Origin of the sequence: Paraburkholderia sp. 22098 (assembly GCF_052045935.1) — a bacterium.
GTDB classification, from domain to species: domain Bacteria; phylum Pseudomonadota; class Gammaproteobacteria; order Burkholderiales; family Burkholderiaceae; genus Paraburkholderia; species Paraburkholderia caledonica.
Window position 1 is genome coordinate 76,921 of sequence record NZ_JBQEPV010000020.1, and the last position, 23,429, is coordinate 100,349.

The following is a 23,429-nucleotide window of genomic DNA, read 5'->3' on the forward strand; positions in this document are numbered from 1 at the left end:
CTGCGGCGCTTGCGACGCTTACTGTGAAAGCGCAGTTGGGCCGCGCTCAGCCGCGCCGATCTCGCCGTCCGGGACGAACACGTAGCCGCGCCCCCACACCGTTTGCACATAGCGCGGCTCTGACGGATCGACTTCGATCAGACGACGCAAGCGCCAGATCGACACATCGAGACTGCGGTTGCGATGCGCCTCGCTATTGCCGTGCAGTTTTTCGAGCAACTGCGCGCGCGTGAGCACTGTCATCGCGTGCGTGACGAACACTTTCAGCATCGCAAATTCGCTCGAACGCAGCGTGATGCGCTCGCCGTCGAGGCGCAGTTCGCGCGCCGGGAAGTTGACTTCGAAGCGGCCGAAGCGATACGGCGCGCGCTGTTCCGGTGCGCTCGGCGCAACCGAACCGCGACGCCGCAGCACCGTGCGAATGCGCGCCACCAGTTCACTCGGTTCGAACGGCTTGCCGAGGTAATCGTCCGCGCCGAGTTCGAGACCGATCACGCGGTCGATCGGATCCGCGCGAGCAGTGAGAAGGATCACGGGAATATCGTCGCCCGCGACGCGCAACGCGCGCAGTGCGCTGATGCCGTCGAGCTCGGGCATCATGATGTCGAGCACGATCAGCGCCGGGCGCTCGTCCTGAAGCTTGCGCTGCAGTGCCATGCCATGCTCGAGCGTGGCGACCTTGAAGCCGCGCCCTTCCAGATACTGGCTGACGAGCTCACGTACGACGGGGTCGTCGTCGACGACCAGAATGGATTGGTTCATTCAGATCATCTTAGTGATCGGCGCGAGCGCAGCAAAGCGGTTGATGCTTTCCAAACCTTTCCTGAGTAAGACAAACAATGAGCGCGGTTCAATTCACCTGCGAGGTCTGAACTGTTTGCAGCGTCTGGCGGCTGAAGTCGGTCTGATCGACGACCATCTTGTCGATGAGGCCATTGAGCTTGGTCGACGCCGAAGAGAAACGGTCGGTGTTCAGGCCGCCCGTCTGATAGCGCGCGGTGACGAGGACGCGGCCGCTCTGCACGAGCGTCAAATCGATGATCGACAGGTACTGGATCGACTCGTCGCTGAACGAACGGCGGCCGTAGTCGATCGCGGCGTTGTAGACGAGGCGCGCCTCGCAACCGGCGGGCGAAGTGCCGGGATTGTAGACATCAGAACGAATGCCGCGCCGGTCCAGCGCGAGTTGCAGCGCCGGCACGAAGTCGCCCACCGACACCGTCTGATTCACTTCGATGCAGACATGTCGCACATCGGCGGGACGGCCGTTCACGAAGGTCGGCGACGAATAGTTGGCGGCAATCGCATAGCCGGCCTGGATCACGGAGCCGGTGGCGTCGGCTGCCTGGATCAGCGTCCATGCGCAGCCGTTCAGTCCCACTGTCAGCGTGGTACAGGCGACGAGCTTTGCGCTCGGCCGCCGCAACCTGACCCAGGCCGCACGAGGGGCTCGCGTGAAGGCGTTAGCGTGAGCGCGTGTGCCAGGCAGGAAGGTCATGAAGCAGAGCCAGGTGGCGATGAGCACAAACAACAGAGATCGACCGTCTGCGCGAGACGCAGGAAGACGCGCATGGTCCCGACGCCTAGCGCGTGACGCGCAGACGCAATTCGTTCTGCCCTTGCACGCTCGCCGTCACGTTGACGCGTCGCTCGGCGGTCGTGACGACGAAGTGTTGGCGTGTCGGCGTATTGACGTCGTGCACGACGTTCGGAAAGCAGGCGGCGATGTCCGCGCCGATTTCTTCGAGCGGATCGTTGACCACTCCGTCGGCCTGCCAGTGCGCGCGCCAGTGGCAGTCGTAAGCGTGCGCGTTGGAGCGGCAATCTTCCGCACTTGCGACGCCCGGCAGTTGTGCGGCCGGTTGCGTATGCAACTGCTTGAAGTCGGACGCCTCGACGATGTGCTTGAGCGCAGGGCACACGTCAGCCGGCTCGTTCGGCGGCGTGGTTTGTGCTGCTTGCGCGGCGCTCGCGAGCAGCATGGCCGTGCCGAGAGCAAGCGCGAGGCGATGAGTGAAATGAGGAGAGCGGCGATAGAGTGACATGAGCGAAGAGTCCGTTAGCAGTGAATGACTGCGGGCCGCGGGGACGGCTCGCACGACTATCGTCGCTGTTGTCGGCTCTTTTCAAAGGGCGGAAAAGCTCGCCCGCTTCGCAAATGCTTTCGAACTGTTTTTTCGTGTTTCCGGATCTTGCCGTTTGTGCGGCCCGCGCGATGATTGCGTCGGTGGCGTCGGTGACTCAGCCCGGTGGTTCAACCCAGCGTCAAACCGCCGTCGACGTGAATCACCTGGCCGGTGATGTGACGCGCTTCGTCGGAAAGCAGGAACGCAATCAGCGCCGCGACGTCGGCCGGCTCGGCGATGTGGCCAAGCGGCGTCGACTCGGCCGCGTGCGTCCACACCGCGGCGTTATCGGGGCTCGGCCCGCGATCCTTGCGCGTATAGCCTGGCGCGACGCAATTCACGGTCACGCCATGCGGCGCGAGTTCAGCGGCGGCGGTTTTCGCGAGCGATTCCAGCGCCGCCTTGGCGGCCGCCGTGGCGGCAAACGGCGCGTCGGCGCGATAACGGTGTGCGACAAATGAACTGAGCGCGACCACGCGTCCGCGCCTCGACGTTTCGAGTGCCGGCGTGGCGCGTTTCACAAGCGCTGCGAACGCGGCGGGCATCGCTGCGAAGGTCGCGCCCAGCGTATCGGGGTCGAGTGCCTGCAACGTTTGGCGCTGCGCGTGGCCTGCGTTGGCGACCAGTTGATCGAGCGCGCCAAAAGTTGCGAGCGTTTGATGCACCACATGTTCGGCTGCGCCTCGCTCGGCGAGGTCGCCGAAGACGGTGGCGCAGGCCGCGCCATTCGCGCTGCACTCGGCGGCAACTTGCGTGAGACGCTGACGCGATTCGTCATCCGCGCCGCGTGCATGTAGCATCAGCGCAATGTGTGGAGCGTCGATCGCGAGCGGGGTCGTCGACGCGGTGCTTGTCTCTTGCGCGGCCATCCGCAGGGCCGAGAGCCGCCGGGCCAGCGCGGCCCCGATGCCCGACCCCGCGCCCGTGATCAGTACGACGCGCTCGAAAGCCGCGTTGCTGCCGCTCGTCGCACCGCTGCCGGAATTCATGCGGCGACCGCTTCGCTGGCACGCTCGACTTCGAGCGTCTCGTCATGGAACGCAGCAAGCGATTCGCGGTGCGCGACGCTGACAATCGCCGCCTTCGGCAGGCGCTCGGTGAAGAGGCGATACAGCCGCGCTTCGTTTTCGGCGTCGAGCGCGCTCGTCGCTTCATCGAGGAACAGGTAGTCTGGCTTGTGCAGCAGCACGCGTGCCGCGGCAAGGCGCTGTTGCTCGCCCGGCGACAACATGCGCGTCCAGTGCCCCGATTCCTGCAAACGGTCCGCGTACTGCGACAGATGGCAGGTGACGAGCGCCTCGCGGCATTCTTCGTCGGTATATGTGTCGGCTGCCGACGGATAGGTGAGCGCAGCCTTCAGCGTGCCGATCGGCATGTAGCTGACCTGCGGGATGAACATCATCCGCGCGTTGACCGGCGCGTCTATCGAGCCGTCGCCGAACGGCCAGAGGCCGGCGAGCGCGCGCATCAACGTGCTTTTGCCCGAGCCGGATGGGCCGCGCACGAGCCACCGTGAGCCGGGTTCGATCGCGATATCGCGGATGCGCGACAGCGGAGTGCCGTTGGGCAGCGCGAGCTTCAGGCGGTCGGTGGTGAGCGAGTCGGCGTCGACGAAATGCAGGTTGATGCCGCCGTGCGCGGTGGCCGGCGACACCGATTCCTTCAGACGCGGCGCATGCACGACCCGCTTGAATTCGCGCAACCGGTTCACGGTGGCGCGCCACTCGACGAGTGTCGAGTAACTGTTGATGAACCACGAGAACGAATCGCTGACGGTGCCGAACGCGCTCGAAATCTGCATCAGCACGCCGAACGTGAAGGCGCCCGCGAAGTAACGCGGCGCAGCCACGACGAGCGGGAAAATAATTGCGATCTGGCCATAGAAGCTCAGCACGAAGGTCAATCGCTTCGTGTACTTCATGACCTGCCACCAGTTGTCGCGAATCCGGCCGAACAGCGAATGCGCGTTTTTCTTCTCCGTGTCCATGCCGTTGTAGAACGCGATCTGCTCCGCGTTTTCGCGCAGACGGATCAGGCCGAAACGGAAATCCGCTTCGACTTTCTGTGCCTGATAGTTGATCGGCACCAGCGGGTGGCCGACTTTCTGGATCACGAGCGATCCGACCACCGCGTAAAGCGCGGCCGCCCAGACCATATAGCCGGGGATGTGCAGCGGAACGCCGCCGAGCGTGATGGTCAGCGCTCCGGCGAGCGACCACAGGATCGTGATGAACGACACCAGCGTGACGACCGTGGACAGCAGATCGAGCGTGAGCGACAGCGTGGTGGTGGCGAACGACTGAAGGTCGTCGCTGATCCGCTGGTCGGGGTTGTCGGCAAGACGGTCGCGCTCGATCCGGTAGAACGCGCTGTCGTGCAGCCACTCGTTCAGATAGCGCGTGGTGAGCCACTGACGCCAGCGGAACCCGAGCATCTGCCGCATGTAACGCCCGTAGACCGCGAGAATGATGTAGCCGAACGCGAGGCCCGAAAACACCATCAGCAAATGTGGGAAGTCGCGCACATTCTTGGTTTGCAGCGCGTTGTAGAAGTCGGCGCTCCAGCGGTTGAGCCGGACGTTGATCCACACGACCAGCAGATTCATCACGATGATCGCGAGAAGCAACGCCCACGCCGTCTTGCGTTCTTCCGACACCCAGTAGGGCTTGATCAGGCTCCAGGCGGAGACTTTCTCGTCTGGGGGCAGCGCGGGGCTGGCGGATGTATTCGTTGTCATGAGCGTCCTGAGGAGTGCTGTTCCATTCGGGCCGACCCACGCAGGCCGGCCCATTGCGAATATTTGTGCGTGTGCCGGTGGCGACACCCGGCGAGCACCACCGGTGCGATTGCCGATTCTGGCGCGAAGCCCTTAAGCGAAAATTAATGATCGGCGCGAGTTTTCCGGCGATCGCGCTGCGGGTGTTTCGCCTGCGTCGCCGCGACTTTGCGCCGTCAGGCCCCGCGTCATGCCGCATTCGCCGCGCCATCTCTGCTGGCATTGTGCCAGAGCGCCGCGCCGCCGATATGGGCGACGCCCAAGGCGGTGCCGGATCAAGGCGCGTGCGATGCCGCGCGCCGCTCGTTTGCGAGCGCCGCGCCTTTTATGGTCTAATGACCTTCGACGAAACAGGGGTGCTTCGCACTTGAGCGGCGTGATTTTCACGCTGCGGCAGCGAGGCTGAGAGAGACCCTTTGCACCCGATCCGGGTAATACCGGCGCGGGAAGTTTCCGGAAGCAACCAGTCTTCCATTCCCCGCCGGGCGGCGTTCTTCATTGAAGCACGCTATTGCCTGGCCGGCCTTGCCCGCCGGTTTCGTCCTGGGTACGCGCTTCTTTTTGGCCGTACGGAAAGGACTCGATGACCGCCTATTCTTCAGTTATGTTTCTTGCTCCTTGTCACGTCGCCGGCGGCGTGCGCTGCTTTGCCATTGCACGTTGCATTGGATCGGAGTGCGCACGATGAGCCGCGCTGCACAACCCGATTTCGCGGTGCTCGGCGGCGGCCTGTGCGGGCGTCTCGTCGCGTGGCGGCTCGCCGGGCAAGGGCATCGCGTCGCGCTTTATGAGCGCGGCGACGCAGCCGGTTCGCAAGCCGCCGCGTGGGTCGCCGCAGCGATGCTGGCGCCGCTCGCCGAAGCCGCGAGTGCCGAACTTCTGATCACGCGATTGGGCGCGACCTCGCTCGATACCTGGCCGCAAGTGCTGGCCGAACTGCCCGAACCGGTGTTCTTTCAGCGCAATGGCACGCTCGTCGTCTGGCATCACGCGGATCGCACCGAGGCGCCGTTGTTCGAACGACGCGTGCGCTCGAACGCGCCGGCCGAATTGCTGGACGGCGGCTTCGTCACGCTGGCCGGCGCCCAGCTCGGTGCGGCCGAGCCGGCGTTGGCTGGACGCTTCAGTCAGGGGTGGCTCCTGCCACGCGAAGGCCAGCTCGATAACCGCCAGGTGCTTCGCGCGCTTGCGGCAGGGCTTGCGCAACGCGGCGTTCAGACTCACTGGAATACACCCGTTAGCGACAGCGCGCTGCCGGCTGCGCGCGTCACGATAGACTGCCGCGGCCTCGGCGCCAAACCCGTGCTGCCGACACTGCGCGGCATTCGCGGTGAAGTCGCACGCGTGCATGCGCCAGGCATTAACCTGACGCGCCCGGTGCGGCTGCTGCATCCGCGTTATCCGCTCTACATTGCACCGAAGCAGGACGATCTCTACGTGATCGGCGCAACCGAGGTGGAAGGCGAGGACATGTCGCCCGTCAGCGTGCGTTCCGCGCTGGAGCTTTTGAGCGCTGCGTTTTCAGTGCATCCGGGCTTTGGCGAGGCGCGCATTCTGGAGCTGAATTCGCAGTGCCGCCCGACTTTGCCCGATCATCGGCCGGCATTGCTGTGGGACGGCGCGCAGACGCTGCGGGTGAACGGCCTTTACCGGCACGGCTACATGATCGTGCCCGAAGTCGCCGACGAAGCCGTGCGCTTCGCGGCGGCGCTGCTGGACGGGCGCATCGGCAACGCCGACGCGTTCGCGGACTGGCAGCGCGGCGCGCGCTGGAGCGAGCTTTTCCAGCACGATTGTGCGCGGGAGCCGGCATGAGCGCCGAACCGTGCCGCAGTGCCGTCAGCACGCTTGTGCTTTAGCCATCGACTGAACCGTATTCGAACATCATGGACATTCACATCAACCAGAAGCCGCTGTCGCTGCCAGAAGGCGCGACTGTCGCCGATGCGCTCGCTGCTTACGGCGCGCGGCCGCCGTTTGCCGTCGCGCTAAACGGCGATTTCGTCGCACGCGCGCATCACGCGGCGCGCGCGCTGCAACCGGGCGACAAGCTCGATGTCGTGCAACCCGTGGCCGGCGGTTAACGCCGTCACGCATTGCAGGAGACCAGGACATGCAAATGACTACCCCACAGACCGCCGACGCGCTCACGCTGTACGGCCAACCCTTCGCGAGCCGCGTGCTGCTTGGCACGTCGCGTTACCCGTCGCTGCAATCGCTGTCGGATTCCATCGACGCCGCCCGACCCGGCATGGTGACGGTCGCGCTGCGCCGGCAGATGAACGAAGGCGGCGCGGAAGCCGGCTTCTTCGACCTGCTCAAGCGCCATGGCGTGCCGCTATTGCCCAATACGGCAGGGTGCCTGACCGTCGGCGAGGCAGTGGCGACAGCGCACATGGCGCGTGAAATTTTCGAAACCGAGTGGATCAAGCTCGAACTGATCGGCGACGACTACACGTTGCAACCCGATCCCGTCGGTCTGATCGAAGCGGCCGCGAAGCTCGTCAAAGACGGCTTCAAGGTGCTGCCGTATTGCACCGAAGACCTCGTGATCGGCCGCCGTCTGCTGGATGCCGGTTGCGAAGCGCTGATGCCGTGGGGCGCGCCAATCGGCACCGGCAAGGGTGTCATCAATCCGTACGGCTTGCGCGTGCTGCGCGAGCGGTTGCCGGACGTGCCGCTCATTGTCGACGCCGGACTTGGCGTGCCGTCGCATGCGGCGCAGGTGATGGAATGGGGCTTCGACGGGGTGCTGCTGAACACGGCCGTGTCGCAGGCCACGCATCCGGACGCGATGGCGCGCGCGTTCGCGCTGGGCGTCGAAGCGGGGCGCCAGGCGTTTCTCGCGGGGCCGATGGCCGAGCGCGAGAGCGCGCACGCGAGCACGCCGGTAGTCGGCATGCCGTTCTGGCATCAGGACGGGAGCGCTGCATGACGCAAACATTGGCTCTGAAAGACCGCGACCTGTTCTGGCCGCCCGCCGACGAACTCACCGAGGCGACCGAGCGCATCCGCGCGCGCCTTGGCGACTGGCCGGCTACCCACGCGCCGTGGCGCATCTGTCTGACCGCGCCGGACGAGCCGAACGGCGGCGATCTGATCGTACTCACCGATGCCGCGCGGCACGGCGAGCAGATGGCGCACTGGCTGGTAAAGGGCGCGGCGGTGGTCGAAGCCGCCGAGAACAAGGCCACGCTGCACCTGGGCGGCGAGGAATATCGCCTCGAAGGGCATCTCGCGGAAGACTGGATTCCCGCGCTGGCCGCATTTCTCGATTGCGGTTTCGATCCGCACGACGCGTTGGTGCTGGCGCTCGCGTGGCGCGACGGCGACGAAACCCTGACCAACGCCGCGGGTGACGCTTTCCCTTGCGATCTGGCCACTTTCCCTCGCCTCGCCGGTCTGCCGCAAGCGCCGGCCCAAGCCTTTCCGCGCTGCCCGGAGCGGCTCGGTCTCTATCCGGTTCTGCCGAGCGCGGAGTGGGTTGAAAGGGTGGTCGGCTTCGGCGTGAAAACGGTGCAGCTACGCCGGAAGTCCGCCCAGCCCGCCGACGAACTTCAGCGCGAAATTGCCCGCTGCGTTGCTGCGGGGCGCCAGCACGACGCGCAGGTTTTCATCAACGACCACTGGCAGGCCGCGCTCGATGCAGGCGCTTACGGCGTCCATCTCGGCCAGGAAGATGTGCATACCGCGGATCTGTCGGCGATCGCCGCGGCGGGTGTACGTCTCGGACTTTCAACGCACGGTTTCTACGAAATTCTGAAGGCGCTGCATTTTCGTCCTAGCTACATCGCGCTGGGCGCAGTGTTTCCGACCACGACCAAGGTGATGCCCACGGCGCCGCAGGGCCTCAAGCGCCTCGCCCGTTATGTCCGGCTGCTTGACGGCGTCGTGCCGCTGGTCGCGATCGGTGGGATTGACCTGCAGGTCCTGCCCGAGGTGCTCGCGACCGGCGTGGGGTGCGCCGCAGTGGTCCGCGCAGTCACAGAAGCCGCCGATCCCGCTGCCGCAGTTTCCGCACTGCAGCAAGGGTTTACGCGATAATCCCGATGAATCGTTAAGGGACAGGGCACCTCACGGCAACTTTTGCATGATGGCCCTATAATTCGGCCTTCCGTGTAAAAGGACTGTCAGTCAGTGTCTTCCCCCTCCGAGACCTTACTCGAGCTGCGCAATGTCGACTTCGGTTACGGCGACCGGCTCGTCCTGTCGAACCTGAACCTGCGCTTCAAGCGCGGTCAGGTCGTCGCGGTCATGGGCGGCTCGGGTTGCGGCAAGACCACGGTGCTGCGGCTGATCGGCGGTCTGGTGCGCGCGCAGCGTGGCGAGATCCTGTTCGACAGCCAGAACGTCGGCGCGCAGACGCGCGACGGCCTCTACGCGTTGCGCCGCAAGATGGGTATGTTGTTCCAGTTCGGCGCGCTGTTTACAGACATGTCGGTGTTCGAGAACGTCGCGTTTGCACTGCGTGAGCACACGGAGCTTCCCGAGGAATTGATTCGCGACCTCGTGCTGATGAAGCTCAACGCAGTCGGCCTGCGCGGCGCGCGCGATCTGCTGCCCTCGGAGATTTCGGGCGGCATGGCACGGCGCGTGGCACTCGCACGCGCCATCGCCCTCGACCCCGAACTGATGATGTACGACGAGCCGTTCGCCGGCCTCGATCCCATCTCGCTCGGCATCACGGCGAACCTCATCCGGGCGCTCAATCAGGCGCTAGGCGCGACTTCTATTCTGGTGACGCACGACGTGCCGGAATCGTTCGCGATCGCCGATTACGTTTATTTCCTGGCCAACGGCGGCGTCCATGCCGAGGGCACACCTGCACAACTGCGTGCGTCCACGGACCCCACGGTGCGGCAGTTTATCGACGGCGCGCCAGACGGCCCGTTCAAATTTCACTATCCGAGCAAGACGCCGCTGGCGGCGGATTTCGGCGTCGGCGGAGGTCAGTCATGATCGGTTCACTGATCAGCTCGGTCGGCCGCTCGGTGCTCGACGGGCTCGGCACGGCCGGCTATGCGACACGCTTTTTCCTGCGCCTCGTGCTCGAGTTTTTCCCGCTGCTGCGCCGCCCGCGTCTTGTCACGAAGCAGATCCACTTCGTAGGTAATTATTCGCTGGTGATCATCGCGGTTTCGGGGCTGTTCGTCGGCTTCGTGCTCGGCCTGCAGGGTTACTACACGTTGAATCGCTACGGCTCCGAGCAGGCGCTCGGGCTGCTGGTCGCGCTATCGCTCGTGCGCGAACTCGGGCCGGTCGTCACTGCGCTGCTGTTTGCCGGTCGCGCGGGCACCTCGCTCACTGCTGAAATTGGCCTGATGAAGGCCGGCGAGCAATTGACCGCGATGGAAATGATGGCGGTTGACCCGGTCAAGGTCGTGGTCGCACCGCGCCTGTGGGCCGGCATCATTGCCATGCCGATTCTCGCCGCGATTTTCAGCGCGGTCGGCATTGCGGGCGGCTATGTGGTCGGCGTGCTGCTGATCGGTGTGGACGCCGGTGCGTTCTGGTCGCAAATGCAAGGCGGCGTGGATGTCTGGCGCGACGTGGGCGCGGGTGTCGTCAAGAGCGTGGTGTTCGGTCTCGCGGTGACGTTCGTGGCGCTCTTTCAGGGCTATGAAGCCAAGCCGACGCCGGAAGGCGTGTCGCGCGCCACGACGAAGACTGTCGTGTACGCGTCGCTTGCGGTGCTCGGCCTCGATTTTCTGCTGACCGCGCTGATGTTCAGCTAAGACTGCGCTGCATGTTTTCCGCTGCGGCGCGTCAGTGGCCGCGCGCGGCGGAGTAACGGCGGCGCGGCAGATTCACTTTGGGATGACGATGAAAAAGACTGCTCTCGACTTCTGGGTCGGCCTGTTCGTGGTGCTGGGTTTTGTGGCGTTGCTGTTCCTCGCGCTCAAGGCCGGCAACATGAGCTCGCTGTCGTTCCAGGCGACCTACCCGGTTAAGCTGAAGTTCGACAATATCGGCGGATTGAAGGCGCGCGCGCCCGTGAAGAGCGCGGGCGTGACGGTCGGCCGCGTCGCCTCGATTGGCTTTGACAGCAATGCCTATCAGGCGGTCGTTACTATCGACATCGACAAGCAATATCAGTTTCCGAAAGACACGTCGGCAAAGATCCTGACCTCGGGTCTTCTCGGCGAGCAATACATTGGCCTGGAGCCAGGCGGCGACTCCGAGATGCTTAAAGCCGGCGACACGATTTCGATGACGCAATCGGCAATCGTGCTCGAAAACCTGATCGGGCAGTTCCTCTACAGCAAAGCGGCTGATTCGGGCGCGTCGAAGCCGGGCGCGGCATCTGCGGCGCCTGCGGCGGCCTTGCCTGCTTCCGGCTCCGCCGGTCAATAAGGAGAACAATAATGCAGACCTCACACGCTGGGAGCGCTGGCGCCTTCCGGGTGGCCAAACTGGCCGTCGCCGCCGCGCTGCTCGCCGGCTGTACCACGGTGCAGACGCCCACCAAGGGCGATCCGCTCGAAGGCTTGAACCGCACCATCTTCACGGTCAACGACAAGCTGGACCAGTACGCGCTAAAGCCGGTCGCCAAGGGTTACGTATTCATCACGCCGCAGCCGATTCGCGACAGCGTGACCAACTTCTTCTCGAACATCGGCGACGTCTACATCGCGGCGAACAACCTGCTGCAGCTGAAGATCACCGACGGCGTGCAGGACATCATGCGGATCGTGATCAACACGATCTTCGGTGTCGGCGGTCTGTTCGACGTAGCGACGCTTGCCAAGCTGCCGAAGCACGACAACGACCTCGGCCTGACGCTCGGCCACTACGGCGTGCCGGCAGGTCCGTACCTGGTGCTGCCGCTGTTCGGGCCGAGCACGGTGCGCGACGCGGTGGGATCCATCGGCAATTACTATGTGAACCCGCTCAGTTATGTGGATCCGGCCGGTTTGAGCTGGGCGCTGTATGGCCTCAACATTGTCAATACGCGCGCGAATCTGCTTAACGCGAGCGATGTGCTGGAAGGCGCCGCGCTCGACAAGTATTCGTTCGTGCGTAACGCGTATTTGCAGCGTCGTCAGTATCTGCTGTCGGACGGCAAGCAGTCGCAGGCGTTGCCGAACTATGGCGACGAAGCGCCGCTGCCGAAATACGAGGACGTCGACGGCACGGCCGCCGGTGCGCCGGCAGGCGCGGTGACGGGAACGGCGGGCGCGGCTGGAACGAACAGTGCTGCCGCAAAGGCATCGGCCGCGTCGGGTGCGAGCGCCGCGACGCCGCCTCAAGCCGCTTCGGGAACCGGAACGGCTAACAACGCCGCGGCGCCCGAGTCCGCTTCGGGCAGCTCGGAAACGCCGCCGCTCGATTTGAACGGCGGCCCGGAAACCACGCAGATCCCGGCGGGACAGCTTGTGCCGCCCACACGGTTCAACATCCCGTCATTCAAATTGCGCTGACCGCGTGGCCGTAACAGATCGATACGACTCTCGCAGTTTGCGCATGGATTGCCGCTGAACTCGCGTGTTAATGTCGGTTCAAACGGTTGCACTATTTTTTACGCAAGGCTCGATATGAAAAAATTTTTCCTGATTCCGTTGTTTGCTGCGCTGTTCTCGTTCGCGAGTTTGGGTGCATCTGCGCAGACCGTCGACAGTAGCGCGCCGGACGTTCTGGTCAAGACAGTCACGCAACAGGTGATCGACGCCGTGCGCGCCGACAAGTCGATCCAGCAGGGCGACATCTCGCACATCACGCAGCTCGTCAACCAGAAGATCCTGCCGTACACGGATTTCCGTCGCACCACGCAGCTGGCAATGGGCCGCAACTGGCGCACGGCGACGCCTGAGCAGCAGAACCAGGTCGTCGAGCAGTTCAAGATGCTGCTGATTCGCACGTATTCGGGCGCGCTTGCTCAGGTGCGCGACCAGCAGATCCAGTACAAGCCGTTCCGCATGAATCCTGACGACACCGATACGGTGGTTCGCTCCGTCGTGATGAACAACGGCTCGCCGATCCAGCTCGACTATCGTCTTTACAAGACGCCGCAAGGCTGGCGTGTCTATGACATCAACGTGCTCGGCGCGTGGCTGATCCAGGCGTATCAGCAGCAGTTCAACGAGCAGATCCAGCAGAAGGGCGTGGACGGGCTGATCCAGTTCCTCACGCAGCGCAACCAGCAACTCGCCGCGGGCAAGCAGTCGTGAGCGAAGTGCTGAGCCCCGTCGTCAATCGCTTTGCGAGCGGCACGACGCTGACCCACGCGAGCGCGAATGCCGCGCTTGCGGCGGGTCTCGAGCGGATTGCCGCGGGTGCGGGCGCTGTCGATTGCGCGCCGCTTACGCAGTTCGATTCGTCGGCGCTCGCCGTGCTCCTCGCATGGCAGCGAGCCGCTCAGGCTCGCGGCGCCGCCTTCCAGATCCTCAATTTGCCGGCTGGCCTTGCCAGTCTTGCGCAAGCCTACGGCGTCGATACGCTGCTGTCGGCGCGACATTGACGCTCTCCCGAAGCGTTCATCGCGCCGCTCCGCACTCCCCGCTACTGAGATAGGGCCTTTGCGTTTTGCCCTATAATCAAGCGTTTTTTGGGGCGCGGTTCGGACCGCCTAACCGGCCCCAATTCCGTTTCTTTCCCGCATTTGTGCGCCCGCCCAGGGCTCCTTTAAGCGCCGCGTCGCACGTGGCGCACTGTCATGTCAGCCATAGAAATTCGTAACGTCAAAAAGCGCTACAAGGACTTGCAGGCGCTCAAGGGCGTCAGCCTCTCGGTGGAAGAAGGCGAGTTCTTCGGGCTCCTCGGTCCGAACGGCGCGGGCAAGACAACGCTCATCAGCATTCTCGCTGGCCTCGCGCGCGCGGACGAAGGCAACATCGCCGTGCGCGGCCATGACGTGGTCGGCGACTTTCGCGCAGCTCGCCGCGCGCTCGGCGTGGTGCCGCAGGAACTGGTGTTCGATCCGTTCTTCACCGTGCGCGAAACGTTGCGTATCCAGTCCGGCTATTACGGGCTGCGCAACAACGACGCGTGGATCGACGAAATCATGGCCAATCTCGATCTTACCGACAAAGCCGACGCCAACATGCGCGCACTGTCGGGCGGCATGAAGCGCCGCGTGCTGGTCGCGCAGGCGCTGGTGCACCGCCCGCCGGTAATCGTGCTCGACGAACCGACCGCCGGCGTCGATGTCGAGTTGCGCCAGACGCTGTGGAAATTCATCTCGCGCCTGAATCGCGAAGGCCACACCATCGTGCTGACCACGCACTATCTGGAAGAGGCGGAGTCGCTGTGCGACCGCATCGCGATGCTGCGTCGCGGCGAAGTGGTAGCGCTCGATCGCACGAGCACCTTGCTGCAACGCTTCGCCGGCATGCAGTTGTTCGTGCGCTTCGCGCAAGGCGTGCTGCCGGCTGAACTGCGGCCGCTCGAAGCCGAGGGCGGCGCGGGCAACGGCAACGGCCGTCAGCACCTGCTGCGTCTCACGAGCTATGACGAGGTCGAGAAAATCCTCGCGCAATGCCGTGCGGCGGGTTGCACATTCGAAGAAATCGAGGTCCGCAAAGCCGACCTCGAAGACGTTTTCGTTCAGGTGATGAACGGTCCGGAAGTGATCGAGGGGCTCGCATGAGCGGCTATAGCGGTTTCGGCACGCTGTTCTACAAGGAAATTCTGCGCTTCTGGAAGGTGTCGTTCCAGACGGTATTGGCGCCCATCATCACCGCGCTGCTCTATCTGACCATTTTCGGCCACGCATTGCGCGACCATGTGCAGGTCTATCCGGGCGTCGAATACACGAGCTTCCTGATTCCAGGCCTTGTGATGATGAGCGTGCTGCAAAACGCGTTTGCGAACAGTTCGTCGTCGCTGATCCAGTCGAAGATCACCGGTAATCTGGTGTTCGTGCTATTGCCGCCGTTGTCGCATTACGAGATGTTCGGCGCCTACGTCCTCGCGGCGGTCGCGCGTGGGCTTGCGGTCGGCTTCGGCGTGTTCATCGTGACGATCTGGTTCGTGCCGATCAGTTTCGTCGCGCCGCTCTATATCATTCTGTTTGCCATTTGCGGCGCTGCGATTCTCGGCACGCTCGGTCTGATCGCCGGTATCTGGGCCGAAAAGTTCGACCAGCTCGCCGCGTTCCAGAACTTTCTGATCATGCCGCTCACGTTTCTCTCGGGCGTGTTCTACTCCACACATACGCTGCCGCCGGTATGGCGCGAAGTGTCGCGGCTCAATCCTTTTTTCTACATGATCGACGGCTTTCGCTACGGTTTCTTCGGGATGTCGGATATCAATCCGCTCGCGAGCCTCGCGATTGTCGCCGGTTTCTTCGTGGTGCTGGCCGTGGTGGCGATGCGCATGCTCGCGTCCGGCTACAAGCTGCGCCACTGACTGGAGCTTTTCTCATGTTGCCGACTCCCGAACAGGTCAAGCAATACATCGCCGCTGGGCTCGCCTGCCAGCATCTCGAAGTCGAAGGCGACGGTCAGCATTTCTTTGCGACCATCGTTTCCCCGAGTTTCGAGGGCAAGCGGCTGATCCAGCGTCATCAACTCGTGTATGCGGCACTCGGTGACCGCATGCGCGAAGAAATCCACGCGCTCAGCATGAAAACGCTGACGCCCGCCGAATGGCAGAACGCGTAATCTGGAAATTTAGTGCGAATTACTCAGGAAGGGCGCGACGCCGGCAGCGGCGCGTCGAACACAATCAAAGCAGTCCCGGCTGAAGTCCGGGTCGATCAGGAACAGACAGGCATGGACAAACTCGTCATTGAAGGTGGCCACCCGCTGTCGGGTGAGGTCGTTGTCTCGGGCGCGAAGAACGCGGCGCTGCCGATCCTGTGCGCCAGTCTGCTGAGCGCGGAGCCGGTGGAACTGGATAACGTGCCGGATTTGCAGGACGTGCGCACGATGCTCAAGCTGCTCGGCCAGATGGGCGTGCGCATCGAAAGCGGCAACGGGCGCGTGTCGCTCGACGCATCGAAGGTGGATAACCTCGTCGCGCCGTATGAGATGGTGAAGACCATGCGCGCGTCGATCCTGGTGCTGGGCCCGCTGGTCGCGCGTTTCGGCCACGCGCGCGTCTCGCTGCCCGGCGGTTGCGCGATCGGCGCGCGCCCGGTGGATCAGCACATCAAGGGCCTGCAGGCCATGGGCGCCGAGATCACCATTGAGCACGGCTTTATCGAAGCGCGCGCGGAGCGCCTGAAGGGCGCGCGCATCATCACCGACATGATCACGGTGACCGGAACCGAAAACCTGCTGATGGCAGCGGTGCTTGCGGAAGGCGAGACGATCATCGAAAACGCGGCGCGCGAACCCGAAGTCGGCGATCTTGCGCATCTGCTCGTGCAGATGGGCGCCAAGATCGAGGGCATCGGCACTGACCGCCTCGTCATTCAGGGCGTGGACAAGCTGCACGGCGCAAAGCACACCGTCATTCCGGACCGGATCGAAGCCGGCACGTTCCTGTGCGCGGTGGCTGCGGCGGGCGGCGACGTCACGTTGCGCCATGTGCGTCCGCAGATTCTGGAAGCGGTGACCGACAAGTTGCGCGAAGCCGGCGTGACGATCGAGGAAGGCGACGACTGGATGCGCGTTCGCATGGACAAGCGTCCGAATGCCGTGTCGTTCCGCACGTCCGAATACCCGGCGTTTCCGACCGACATGCAGGCGCAGTTCATGGCGCTGAATACGGTGGCGGACGGCAAGGCGCAGGTTGTCGAAACGATCTTCGAAAATCGCTTCATGCACGTGCAGGAGTTGAACCGCCTCGGCGCCAACATCACAACGGACGGCAAGACCGCGCTCGTGACCGGCGTCGACAAGCTCTCCGGCGCCAAGGTGATGGCAACGGACCTGCGCGCGTCGGCCAGTCTCGTAATCGCTGCTTTGCGTGCGGAAGGTGAGACGCTGATCGACCGCATTTATCACCTCGACCGCGGCTACGACCGCATGGAAACCAAGCTCAACGCGATTGGCGCGAAGGTCCGCCGTATCGCCGGGAGCCAGGCATGAGTTCGATGCCGCAAACGTCGAGCTCGCCAGCGGTCAGCGCGCCGCTTACGCTTGCTTTGTCGAAGGGGCGTATCTTTGAGGAAACGCTGCCGCTACTGGCTGCAGCCGGCATCGAAGTAGCCGAAGATCCGGAGACCTCGCGCAAGCTGATTTTGCCGACTACCGACGCTAATCTGCGCGTGATCATCGTGCGCGCGACCGATGTGCCGACCTACGTGGAATACGGCGCGGCCGATTTCGGCGTGGCCGGCAAAGACGTATTGCTCGAACACGGCGGCAGCGGGCTGTATCAGCCGGTGGATCTGGACATCGCGCGCTGCCGTATGTCGGTCGCGGTCGCGGCGGGTTTCGATTACGCGAACGCGGTGCGCCAGGGCGCCCGCTTGCGCGTGGCGACCAAGTACGTCGAAACCGCACGTGAGCATTTTGCCGCCAAGGGTGTTCACGTCGACCTGATCAAGTTGTACGGTTCCATGGAACTGGCGCCGCTCGTCGGACTCGCGGACGCCATCGTCGATCTGGTCAGTTCGGGCAACACGTTGCGCGCCAACAATCTCGTGGAGGTCGAGGAGATCATGCAGATTTCGTCGCGCCTCGTTGTGAACCAGGCGGCGCTGAAGCTCAAGCGCGCCGCATTGCGGCCGATTCTCGACGCGTTCGAACGCGCGACGAAAGCCGGTCTTGCCGCGGCCTGACAGGCGGATCGAGCCAGTTTGACTTTGCTCTAAAGCGCGCCTTACCGAAACGGATACCCGTATGTCTATCAAGATTCGCAAACTCGATTCCACTGCTCGCGACTTCCAGAAGTCACTGCATGCGGTGCTCGCGTTCGAGGCGAGCGAAGACGAAGCAATCGAGCGCTCGGTCGCGCAGATTCTCAGCGACGTCAAGGCGCGCGGCGACGCGGCGGTGCTCGAATACACGAACCGCTTCGACCGCCTGAGCGCGAACAGCGTTGCCGCGTTAGAGCTGCCGATGTCGGAACTCGAAGCGGCGCTCGAAGGTCTCGAGCCGAAGCGGCGCGCGGCGCTCGAAGCGGCGGCGGCGCGCGTGCGCGGCTATCACGAGAAGCAGAAAATCGAGTGCGGCAGCCATAGCTGGCAATACACGGAAGCCGACGGCACTGTGCTCGGCCAGAAGGTCACGCCGCTCGATCGCGCGGGTATCTACGTGCCGGGCGGCAAGGCAGCGTATCCGTCGTCGGTGCTGATGAATGCGATTCCGGCGCGCGTGGCCGGCGTGCGCGAAATCGTCATGGTGGTGCCCACGCCGGACGGCGTGAAGAACCCGCTCGTGCTGGCGGCGGCCCTGCTCGGGGGCGTGGATCGAGTATTCACGATTGGCGGCGCGCAGGCAGTCGGCGCGCTCGCGTACGGCACGCAAACCGTACCGGCTGTCGACAAGATTTGCGGTCCCGGCAATGCGTATGTGGCATCGGCCAAGCGGCGCGTGTTCGGCACAGTCGGCATCGACATGATTGCGGGGCCGTCGGAAATCCTCGTGCTGTGCGACGGTACGACCGACCCGCGTTGGGTCGCGATGGACCTGTTCTCGCAAGCCGAGCACGACGAGCTCGCGCAGTCCATTCTGCTGTGCCCGGACGACGCGTTCATCGGCCGCGTGAACGACGCGATCAACGAACTCTTGCCCACCATGCCGCGCCGGGACGTTATCCAGGCGTCGCTGGAAGGGCGTGGCGCGCTCATCAAGGTGCGCGACATGGCGGAGGCCTGCGCGATCGCCAACGACATCGCGCCGGAACACCTCGAAATCTCGGCGCTGGAGCCGCATCAGTGGGGGCAGTTGATCCGCCACGCGGGCGCGATTTTCCTCGGCCGCTATACGAGCGAGAGTCTCGGCGACTACTGCGCGGGGCCGAACCACGTTTTGCCCACGTCTCGCACCGCACGGTTCTCGTCGCCGTTGGGCGTCTACGATTTCTTCAAGCGCTCGAGCGTGATCGAAGTGAGCGCGGAAGGCGCGCAGACGCTTGGCGAGATCGCCGCCGAGCTGGCTTACGGCGAAGGCCTGCAGGCACACGCGCGCAGCGCCGAGTACCGGATGCGGCATAGCGGCTGAGTGCGGCTGGAGTGGCAAGGCGGCTACGCGAATGTGTTGACCGGCTGATCACAGCGAAGGCGAGCGGAGCGGCCCATGCAGCTCAAGCGCAAGGTGCCCCGAATCGCGAACAAGGCGGGAACGTTACGCAGCCAATGCATCGATGCCGCACGGTTCGCCGCTCCCTGAGCAACTCCCGCGCAACTCCCGTTGACGAACTCGTATCCAATAACGACAACGCAGACCAACCCGACGCGGCAAGCCGCTGCGAAACAAGGCGCGTCCGACGCGTTTCATGCGCCAGACGCGTGCGACACGCGCGGCCAGCCAACTGACCTATGACGACACCTCAAGACATCATCCGACGCGACGTGCTCGCGATGACGAGCTATCCCGTTGCAGACGCGACCGGCTACATCAAGCTCGACGCAATGGAAAACCCGTTTCCGCTGCCGCCGGTGCTCGCCGCGCATCTTGGCGAGCATCTGGCGGGCGTCGCGCTCAACCGTTATCCGGCGCCGCGCCCCGAAGCGCTGATAGAGAAAATCAAGCGCGTAATGGGCGTGCCGGCCGGCTGCGACGTGCTGCTCGGCAATGGCTCCGACGAGATCATCAGTATGGTGTCGATCGCGTGCGCGAAGCCGGGCGCGAAGGTGCTGGCACCGGTGCCGGGCTTCGTCATGTATCAGATGTCGGCGAAGCTGGCGAATCTGGAGTTCATCGGTGTGCCGCTGAACGCCGACTTCACGCTCGACACGCAAGCCATGCTCGCGGCAATCGCCGAACACGAGCCGGCGGTCGTCTATCTCGCCTACCCGAACAACCCCACGGGCACGTTATTCGACGATGCCGACATGGAGCGCATCATCGCCGCAGCGACGAAAAGTCTCGTGGTGATCGACGAAGCGTACCAGCCGTTCGCGCAGCGAAGCTGGCTGCCGCGCGCCGACGCGTTCGACAACGTCGTCGTGATGCGCACGGTGTCGAAGCTGGGCCTCGCCGGCATCCGTCTCGGTTATCTGGTCGGCAAGCCCGCCTGGCTAACCGAACTGGACAAAGTGCGCCCGCCCTACAACACCAACGTGTTGACCCAGGCGGCGGCGGACTTCCTGCTCGATCACGTCGACGTGCTCGACTCGCAAGCCGCGCAATTGCGCGACGAGCGCACGAAACTCGCGCAGGCTGTAGCCGAATTGCCGGGCGCCGAAGTGTTCCCGAGCGCCGGCAACTTCCTGCTGGTGCGCGTGCCCGATGCCTCGGTTCTGTTCGAAACCCTGCTCGCCGCGCGGGTTTTGATCAAAAACGTGAGTAAAATGCATGCACTGCTCGCTAATTGTGTGCGTTTGACCGTCGGTTCTCCCGAAGAAAACGCCCAATTGATCGCCGCGCTGAAACTCGTGCTGCACTGAGCGAGCGGCGACAAGCAGCCGCTCCCACCCCACACTACTATCGCTTCACAGCTAGATTCGAGGAATTACCATGCGCCTTGCGGAAGTCGTTCGCAATACCAGCGAAACGCAGATCCGTGTCAAGATCAATCTGGACGGCACCGGTCAGCAAAAGCTGGCCACCGGCGTGCCGTTTCTGGACCACATGCTCGACCAGATCGCGCGGCATGGCCTGTTCGATCTCGACATCGAAGCGCATGGCGACCTGCACATCGACGACCACCATACTGTCGAAGACACCGGCATCACGCTCGGCCAGGCCGTGGCAAAAGCAATCGGCGACCGCAAGGGCATTCGCCGCTATGGCCACTCTTACGTGCCGCTCGACGAAGCGCTTTCGCGTGTCGTAATCGACTTTTCCGGCCGTCCGGGACTCGAATTTCATGTGCCGTTCACGCGCGCACGCATCGGTACGTTCGACGTCGATCTGTCGATCGAATTTTTCCGCGGCTTCGTGAACCACGCGGGCGTCACGCTGCATATCGACAACCTGCGCGGCCTGAACGCTCACCATCAACTGGAAACGGTGTTCAAGGCTTTCGGTCGTGCGCTGCGCATGGCTGTCGAGCTGGACGAACGCGCGGCGGGACAGATCCCGTCGACCAAGGGCAGCCTTTAAGCGACGCATTTACCAGGACCGGGGTCGCGCAATGCGCGCGCCCGGTGTTCAATGGATATTCTGAAGTCGTTTATCTCGCTGCTCGCGCTGATCAATCCGATCGGCGCCATTCCGTTTTTCATGAGCCTGACGGCGAATCAGAGCGACGTCGAGCGGCGCAGAACCATTCGGATCGCGGCGATCTCGGTGTTCTGCGTGATTGCGATAACCACGATGCTCGGGCAGCAGATCATCAGCTTCTTCGGCATTTCGGTCGGTTCGCTCGAAGTAGGCGGCGGGATCATCATGCTGCTGATGGCGATCAACATGCTGAACGCGCAGATCGGCAATAGCCGTTCGACGCCCGAAGAACGCCACGAGGCAGAGCAGAAGGACAACATCGCGGTCGTGCCGCTGGCGATTCCGCTGTTGACCGGCCCGGGCGCGATCAGCACCACGATCATCTATGCAGCCGGCTCGCCGCACTGGTACGACCGGATCAGCCTGATCGCGATCGGCGCGGTTCTGGCGGCGATCTGCTTTTTTTCGTTGCGTCTTGCCGAACCGATTGCCCGCTGGGTTGGTCGCACGGGTATCAACATCGGCACGCGGCTCATGGGTTTGATGTTATCGGCGCTGGCGGTGGAATTCATCGTCGATGGATTGAAGGCTTTGCTGCCTAACTTGAAATGAAAACTTCGATAGCGATTGTGGATTACGGAATGGGCAACTTGCGCTCGGTGGCGCAGGCCTTGCGCAAAGCCGCGCCGGAAGCGGACGTGGCGATCGTCGACAAGCCCGAAGCGATTCGCGCGGCCGACCGCGTGGTGTTGCCGGGCCAGGGCGCAATGCCCGATTGCATGCGCAGTCTCGCGGAGTCCGGCTTGCAGGAAGCAGTCGTGGAAGCGTCACGCGTGAAGCCGTTGATGGGCGTCTGCGTCGGCGAACAGATGCTGTTCGACTGGAGTGCGGAGGGCGATACGCCTGGCCTCGGACTGTTGCCGGGCAAGGTGCTGCGTTTCGATCTGGAAGGCCAGGTGCAGGACGACGGCTCGCGCTTCAAGGTGCCGCAAATGGGCTGGAACCGCGTGCGTCAGGCGCTGCCGCATCCGCTATGGGACGGCGTGGCGGACAACGCGTTCTTTTACTTCGTGCACAGCTACTACGTGGTGCCGGAAAATGCCGCGCATACGTCCGGCGAAACCGTGTACGGTGTGCCCTTTACCTCGGCGGTGGCGCGGGATAACATCTTCGCGACCCAATTTCACCCGGAAAAGAGCGCCGACGCGGGGCTGCGCGTGTATCGCAACTTCGTGCACTGGAACCCGTGAGCGCCTTTGCCTGTTCCGTTGCCGTGCACCGTTCCGCCACGAGCGGGACCTCCGCCGCGCGCCACAGCTTTTGCACCGTGATTTCGCGCGGCCCTGCCGGTACGCAAGGCCGCCGAAAGAGTTGTACTAAACTAGCGAGACGGCGTTCTGGCGAGCTGACCTACCAGCCGCTGCCGCCGACCTTCAACCCCTTCCCACACAACACCCGATTGCTATGCTGCTGATCCCCGCCATCGACCTGAAAGACGGTCAGTGTGTACGCCTCAAACAGGGCGATATGGACCAGGCGACGATATTCTCCGAGGAACCGGCGGCTATGGCCCGACATTGGGTCGAGCGCGGCGCGCGCCGTCTGCACCTCGTCGACCTGAATGGCGCGTTCGCCGGCAAGCCGAGGAACGAAGAAGCGATTCGCGCGATCATCGAGGAAGTGGGCGGCGAGATTCCCGTGCAGCTCGGCGGCGGCATCCGCGACCTGAATACGATTGAGCGCTATCTCGACGACGGTCTGGAGTACGTGATCATCGGCACCGCGGCGGTGAAGAATCCGGGCTTCTTGCAGGACGCGTGCACGGCGTTCGGCGGCCATATCATCGTCGGTCTGGACGCGAAAGACGGCAAGGTCGCGACCGACGGCTGGAGCAAGCTGACGGGCCACGAAGTCGCCGATCTCGCGCGCAAGTTCGAGGATTACGGCTGCGAGTCGATCATTTACACGGACATCGGCCGCGACGGGATGCTGCAAGGCATCAACATCGAAGCGACCGTGCGTCTTGCTCGCGCGGTGAAGATTCCGGTGATCGCGAGCGGCGGGCTGTCGAACCTGACCGACATTGAATCGCTGTGCGAAGTCGAAGACGAAGGGATCGAAGGCGTGATCTGCGGCCGGGCAATCTACTCGGGCGACCTCGACTTTGCGGCTGCACAAACGCTCGCGGACCGGCTGCGCGAATCAGACGACGCCTGAATCGTGGCGTCGGTATCGTCGCGACGCGACGGGCAGGTTTGACGCGTTCGCGCCCGGATTCCTTTCAGGCACCCGAGCGCAAGTGGCGGCGTGTTCCTGCGGCGCGCTCCCGTAGCGGTTCGAGGCTCGGTTGCGCGAAACACATCCGGC

26 protein-coding genes and 1 riboswitch are annotated in these 23,429 nt (G+C 63.8%); of the genes, 21 read left to right on the plus strand and 5 right to left on the minus strand.

Annotated features, from left to right (window positions below; translation table 11 throughout):
* Positions 1–18 precede the first annotated feature (18 nt).
* The 5 genes from ACTJLB_RS29830 to ACTJLB_RS29850 all read right to left on the minus strand — a co-directional run bounded on the left by ACTJLB_RS29830 (position 19) and on the right by ACTJLB_RS29850 (position 4,863).
* Positions 19–762 carry a response regulator gene (locus ACTJLB_RS29830; RefSeq protein ID WP_020070623.1) on the minus strand — a complete coding sequence of 248 codons (744 nt, stop codon included), beginning with the start codon at positions 760–762 and terminating at the stop codon, positions 19–21.
* An 88-nt stretch (positions 763–850) separates the two neighbouring features.
* Positions 851–1,498, minus strand: coding sequence for a hypothetical protein (locus ACTJLB_RS29835; RefSeq protein ID WP_214884516.1), 648 nt, complete (start codon positions 1,496–1,498; stop codon positions 851–853).
* An 85-nt stretch (positions 1,499–1,583) separates the two neighbouring features.
* The gene (locus ACTJLB_RS29840; RefSeq protein WP_440785370.1) at positions 1,584–2,045 is read right to left on the minus strand and encodes a hypothetical protein; all 462 of its coding nucleotides are present in this window, start codon (positions 2,043–2,045) and stop codon (positions 1,584–1,586) included.
* Between the two features lie 209 nt (positions 2,046–2,254).
* Positions 2,255–3,115, minus strand: a complete 861-nt coding sequence (locus tag ACTJLB_RS29845; RefSeq protein ID WP_440785371.1) for an SDR family NAD(P)-dependent oxidoreductase — start codon at positions 3,113–3,115, stop codon at positions 2,255–2,257.
* On the minus strand, positions 3,112–4,863 hold the full coding sequence (locus ACTJLB_RS29850; protein WP_204523705.1) for an ABC transporter ATP-binding protein/permease: 1,752 nt from the start codon (positions 4,861–4,863) through the stop codon (positions 3,112–3,114). The genes ACTJLB_RS29845 and ACTJLB_RS29850 overlap by 4 nt, the downstream gene beginning before the upstream one ends.
* 381 nt (positions 4,864–5,244) lie before the next feature.
* Positions 5,245–5,368: riboswitch (TPP riboswitch) on the plus strand.
* Positions 5,369–5,586: 218 nt separating this feature from the next.
* Between ACTJLB_RS29850 and ACTJLB_RS29855 the strand changes: the two genes are divergently transcribed.
* The 21 genes from ACTJLB_RS29855 (at position 5,587) to hisA (ending at position 23,279) form a co-directional block, all read left to right on the plus strand.
* Positions 5,587–6,717 (plus strand): FAD-dependent oxidoreductase, encoded by a 1,131-nt coding sequence (locus tag ACTJLB_RS29855; RefSeq protein ID WP_440785372.1) that lies wholly within the window; start codon positions 5,587–5,589, stop codon positions 6,715–6,717.
* A 71-nt stretch (positions 6,718–6,788) separates the two neighbouring features.
* A complete protein-coding gene (gene thiS, locus ACTJLB_RS29860) occupies positions 6,789–6,986 on the plus strand; it encodes a sulfur carrier protein ThiS (protein ID WP_440785373.1) in 198 nt (65 codons plus the stop codon).
* Positions 6,987–7,021: 35 nt separating this feature from the next.
* Positions 7,022–7,837 (plus strand): thiazole synthase, encoded by an 816-nt coding sequence (locus ACTJLB_RS29865; protein ID WP_408201824.1) that lies wholly within the window; start codon positions 7,022–7,024, stop codon positions 7,835–7,837.
* Positions 7,834–8,946 carry a thiamine phosphate synthase gene (gene thiE, locus ACTJLB_RS29870; protein ID WP_440785374.1) on the plus strand — a complete coding sequence of 371 codons (1,113 nt, stop codon included), beginning with the start codon at positions 7,834–7,836 and terminating at the stop codon, positions 8,944–8,946. Before ACTJLB_RS29865 ends, thiE begins: the two co-directional genes overlap by 4 nt.
* 93 nt (positions 8,947–9,039) lie before the next feature.
* The gene (locus ACTJLB_RS29875) at positions 9,040–9,861 is read left to right on the plus strand and encodes an ABC transporter ATP-binding protein (RefSeq protein ID WP_440785375.1); all 822 of its coding nucleotides are present in this window, start codon (positions 9,040–9,042) and stop codon (positions 9,859–9,861) included.
* An 8-nt stretch (positions 9,862–9,869) separates the two neighbouring features.
* Positions 9,870–10,637 carry a lipid asymmetry maintenance ABC transporter permease subunit MlaE gene (gene mlaE, locus ACTJLB_RS29880; RefSeq protein ID WP_027805044.1) on the plus strand — a complete coding sequence of 256 codons (768 nt, stop codon included), beginning with the start codon at positions 9,870–9,872 and terminating at the stop codon, positions 10,635–10,637.
* 88 nt (positions 10,638–10,725) lie between these two features.
* A complete protein-coding gene (gene mlaD, locus ACTJLB_RS29885) occupies positions 10,726–11,256 on the plus strand; it encodes an outer membrane lipid asymmetry maintenance protein MlaD (protein WP_027805045.1) in 531 nt (176 codons plus the stop codon).
* An 11-nt stretch (positions 11,257–11,267) separates the two neighbouring features.
* Entirely contained in the window at positions 11,268–12,323 is a 1,056-nt protein-coding gene (locus tag ACTJLB_RS29890) for an MlaA family lipoprotein (RefSeq protein WP_131318484.1), read from the plus strand.
* A 114-nt stretch (positions 12,324–12,437) separates the two neighbouring features.
* A complete protein-coding gene (locus ACTJLB_RS29895) occupies positions 12,438–13,070 on the plus strand; it encodes an MlaC/ttg2D family ABC transporter substrate-binding protein (RefSeq protein WP_020070637.1) in 633 nt (210 codons plus the stop codon).
* A complete protein-coding gene (locus ACTJLB_RS29900) occupies positions 13,067–13,360 on the plus strand; it encodes an STAS domain-containing protein (RefSeq protein ID WP_020070638.1) in 294 nt (97 codons plus the stop codon). The genes ACTJLB_RS29895 and ACTJLB_RS29900 overlap by 4 nt, the downstream gene beginning before the upstream one ends.
* 195 nt (positions 13,361–13,555) lie before the next feature.
* On the plus strand, positions 13,556–14,488 hold the full coding sequence (locus tag ACTJLB_RS29905) for an ABC transporter ATP-binding protein (protein WP_020070639.1): 933 nt from the start codon (positions 13,556–13,558) through the stop codon (positions 14,486–14,488).
* Complete coding sequence (locus ACTJLB_RS29910) at positions 14,485–15,249, plus strand: ABC transporter permease (RefSeq protein ID WP_020070640.1); 765 nt, start codon at positions 14,485–14,487, stop codon at positions 15,247–15,249. The genes ACTJLB_RS29905 and ACTJLB_RS29910 overlap by 4 nt, the downstream gene beginning before the upstream one ends.
* Positions 15,250–15,263: 14 nt before the next feature.
* Positions 15,264–15,503, plus strand: coding sequence for a BolA family protein (locus tag ACTJLB_RS29915; protein WP_006052280.1), 240 nt, complete (start codon positions 15,264–15,266; stop codon positions 15,501–15,503).
* Between the two features lie 111 nt (positions 15,504–15,614).
* Positions 15,615–16,877, plus strand: a complete 1,263-nt coding sequence (gene murA / locus ACTJLB_RS29920; RefSeq protein ID WP_440785386.1) for a UDP-N-acetylglucosamine 1-carboxyvinyltransferase — start codon at positions 15,615–15,617, stop codon at positions 16,875–16,877.
* Complete coding sequence (gene hisG / locus ACTJLB_RS29925; protein WP_020070642.1) at positions 16,874–17,572, plus strand: ATP phosphoribosyltransferase; 699 nt, start codon at positions 16,874–16,876, stop codon at positions 17,570–17,572. Before murA ends, hisG begins: the two co-directional genes overlap by 4 nt.
* Positions 17,573–17,633: 61 nt before the next feature.
* A complete protein-coding gene (hisD, locus tag ACTJLB_RS29930; RefSeq protein ID WP_020070643.1) occupies positions 17,634–18,956 on the plus strand; it encodes a histidinol dehydrogenase in 1,323 nt (440 codons plus the stop codon).
* A gap of 317 nt (positions 18,957–19,273) precedes the next feature.
* Positions 19,274–20,344, plus strand: a complete 1,071-nt coding sequence (hisC, locus tag ACTJLB_RS29935; RefSeq protein WP_087752262.1) for a histidinol-phosphate transaminase — start codon at positions 19,274–19,276, stop codon at positions 20,342–20,344.
* Positions 20,345–20,414: 70 nt separating this feature from the next.
* Positions 20,415–21,002 carry an imidazoleglycerol-phosphate dehydratase HisB gene (gene hisB / locus ACTJLB_RS29940; RefSeq protein WP_015003873.1) on the plus strand — a complete coding sequence of 196 codons (588 nt, stop codon included), beginning with the start codon at positions 20,415–20,417 and terminating at the stop codon, positions 21,000–21,002.
* 51 nt (positions 21,003–21,053) lie between these two features.
* The gene (locus ACTJLB_RS29945; protein ID WP_408131252.1) at positions 21,054–21,674 is read left to right on the plus strand and encodes a MarC family protein; all 621 of its coding nucleotides are present in this window, start codon (positions 21,054–21,056) and stop codon (positions 21,672–21,674) included.
* Entirely contained in the window at positions 21,671–22,312 is a 642-nt protein-coding gene (gene hisH, locus ACTJLB_RS29950) for an imidazole glycerol phosphate synthase subunit HisH (RefSeq protein WP_027805048.1), read from the plus strand. The genes ACTJLB_RS29945 and hisH overlap by 4 nt, the downstream gene beginning before the upstream one ends.
* Positions 22,313–22,526: 214 nt before the next feature.
* On the plus strand, positions 22,527–23,279 hold the full coding sequence (gene hisA, locus ACTJLB_RS29955) for a 1-(5-phosphoribosyl)-5-[(5-phosphoribosylamino)methylideneamino]imidazole-4-carboxamide isomerase (protein WP_020070648.1): 753 nt from the start codon (positions 22,527–22,529) through the stop codon (positions 23,277–23,279).
* Positions 23,280–23,429 lie beyond the last annotated feature (150 nt).

Coding starts and splice junctions, on each gene's coding strand:
- hisA (WP_020070648.1), top strand. CDS start 22,527: ATGCTGCTGATCCCCGCCATCGACCTGAAAGACGGTCAGTGTGTACGC.
- ACTJLB_RS29910 (WP_020070640.1), top strand. CDS start 14,485: ATGAGCGGCTATAGCGGTTTCGGCACGCTGTTCTACAAGGAAATTCTG.
- hisC (WP_087752262.1), top strand. CDS start 19,274: ATGACGACACCTCAAGACATCATCCGACGCGACGTGCTCGCGATGACG.
- hisB (WP_015003873.1), top strand. CDS start 20,415: ATGCGCCTTGCGGAAGTCGTTCGCAATACCAGCGAAACGCAGATCCGT.
- ACTJLB_RS29830 (WP_020070623.1), bottom strand. CDS start 762: ATGAACCAATCCATTCTGGTCGTCGACGACGACCCCGTCGTACGTGAG.
- hisG (WP_020070642.1), top strand. CDS start 16,874: ATGAGTTCGATGCCGCAAACGTCGAGCTCGCCAGCGGTCAGCGCGCCG.
- ACTJLB_RS29890 (WP_131318484.1), top strand. CDS start 11,268: ATGCAGACCTCACACGCTGGGAGCGCTGGCGCCTTCCGGGTGGCCAAA.
- ACTJLB_RS29840 (WP_440785370.1), bottom strand. CDS start 2,045: ATGTCACTCTATCGCCGCTCTCCTCATTTCACTCATCGCCTCGCGCTT.
- hisD (WP_020070643.1), top strand. CDS start 17,634: ATGTCTATCAAGATTCGCAAACTCGATTCCACTGCTCGCGACTTCCAG.
- ACTJLB_RS29945 (WP_408131252.1), top strand. CDS start 21,054: ATGGATATTCTGAAGTCGTTTATCTCGCTGCTCGCGCTGATCAATCCG.
- ACTJLB_RS29865 (WP_408201824.1), top strand. CDS start 7,022: ATGACTACCCCACAGACCGCCGACGCGCTCACGCTGTACGGCCAACCC.
- ACTJLB_RS29905 (WP_020070639.1), top strand. CDS start 13,556: ATGTCAGCCATAGAAATTCGTAACGTCAAAAAGCGCTACAAGGACTTG.
- ACTJLB_RS29845 (WP_440785371.1), bottom strand. CDS start 3,115: ATGAATTCCGGCAGCGGTGCGACGAGCGGCAGCAACGCGGCTTTCGAG.
- ACTJLB_RS29850 (WP_204523705.1), bottom strand. CDS start 4,863: ATGACAACGAATACATCCGCCAGCCCCGCGCTGCCCCCAGACGAGAAA.
- ACTJLB_RS29915 (WP_006052280.1), top strand. CDS start 15,264: ATGTTGCCGACTCCCGAACAGGTCAAGCAATACATCGCCGCTGGGCTC.
- ACTJLB_RS29895 (WP_020070637.1), top strand. CDS start 12,438: ATGAAAAAATTTTTCCTGATTCCGTTGTTTGCTGCGCTGTTCTCGTTC.
- ACTJLB_RS29835 (WP_214884516.1), bottom strand. CDS start 1,498: ATGACCTTCCTGCCTGGCACACGCGCTCACGCTAACGCCTTCACGCGA.
- thiS (WP_440785373.1), top strand. CDS start 6,789: ATGGACATTCACATCAACCAGAAGCCGCTGTCGCTGCCAGAAGGCGCG.
- murA (WP_440785386.1), top strand. CDS start 15,615: ATGGACAAACTCGTCATTGAAGGTGGCCACCCGCTGTCGGGTGAGGTC.
- ACTJLB_RS29855 (WP_440785372.1), top strand. CDS start 5,587: ATGAGCCGCGCTGCACAACCCGATTTCGCGGTGCTCGGCGGCGGCCTG.
- mlaD (WP_027805045.1), top strand. CDS start 10,726: ATGAAAAAGACTGCTCTCGACTTCTGGGTCGGCCTGTTCGTGGTGCTG.
- thiE (WP_440785374.1), top strand. CDS start 7,834: ATGACGCAAACATTGGCTCTGAAAGACCGCGACCTGTTCTGGCCGCCC.
- hisH (WP_027805048.1), top strand. CDS start 21,671: ATGAAAACTTCGATAGCGATTGTGGATTACGGAATGGGCAACTTGCGC.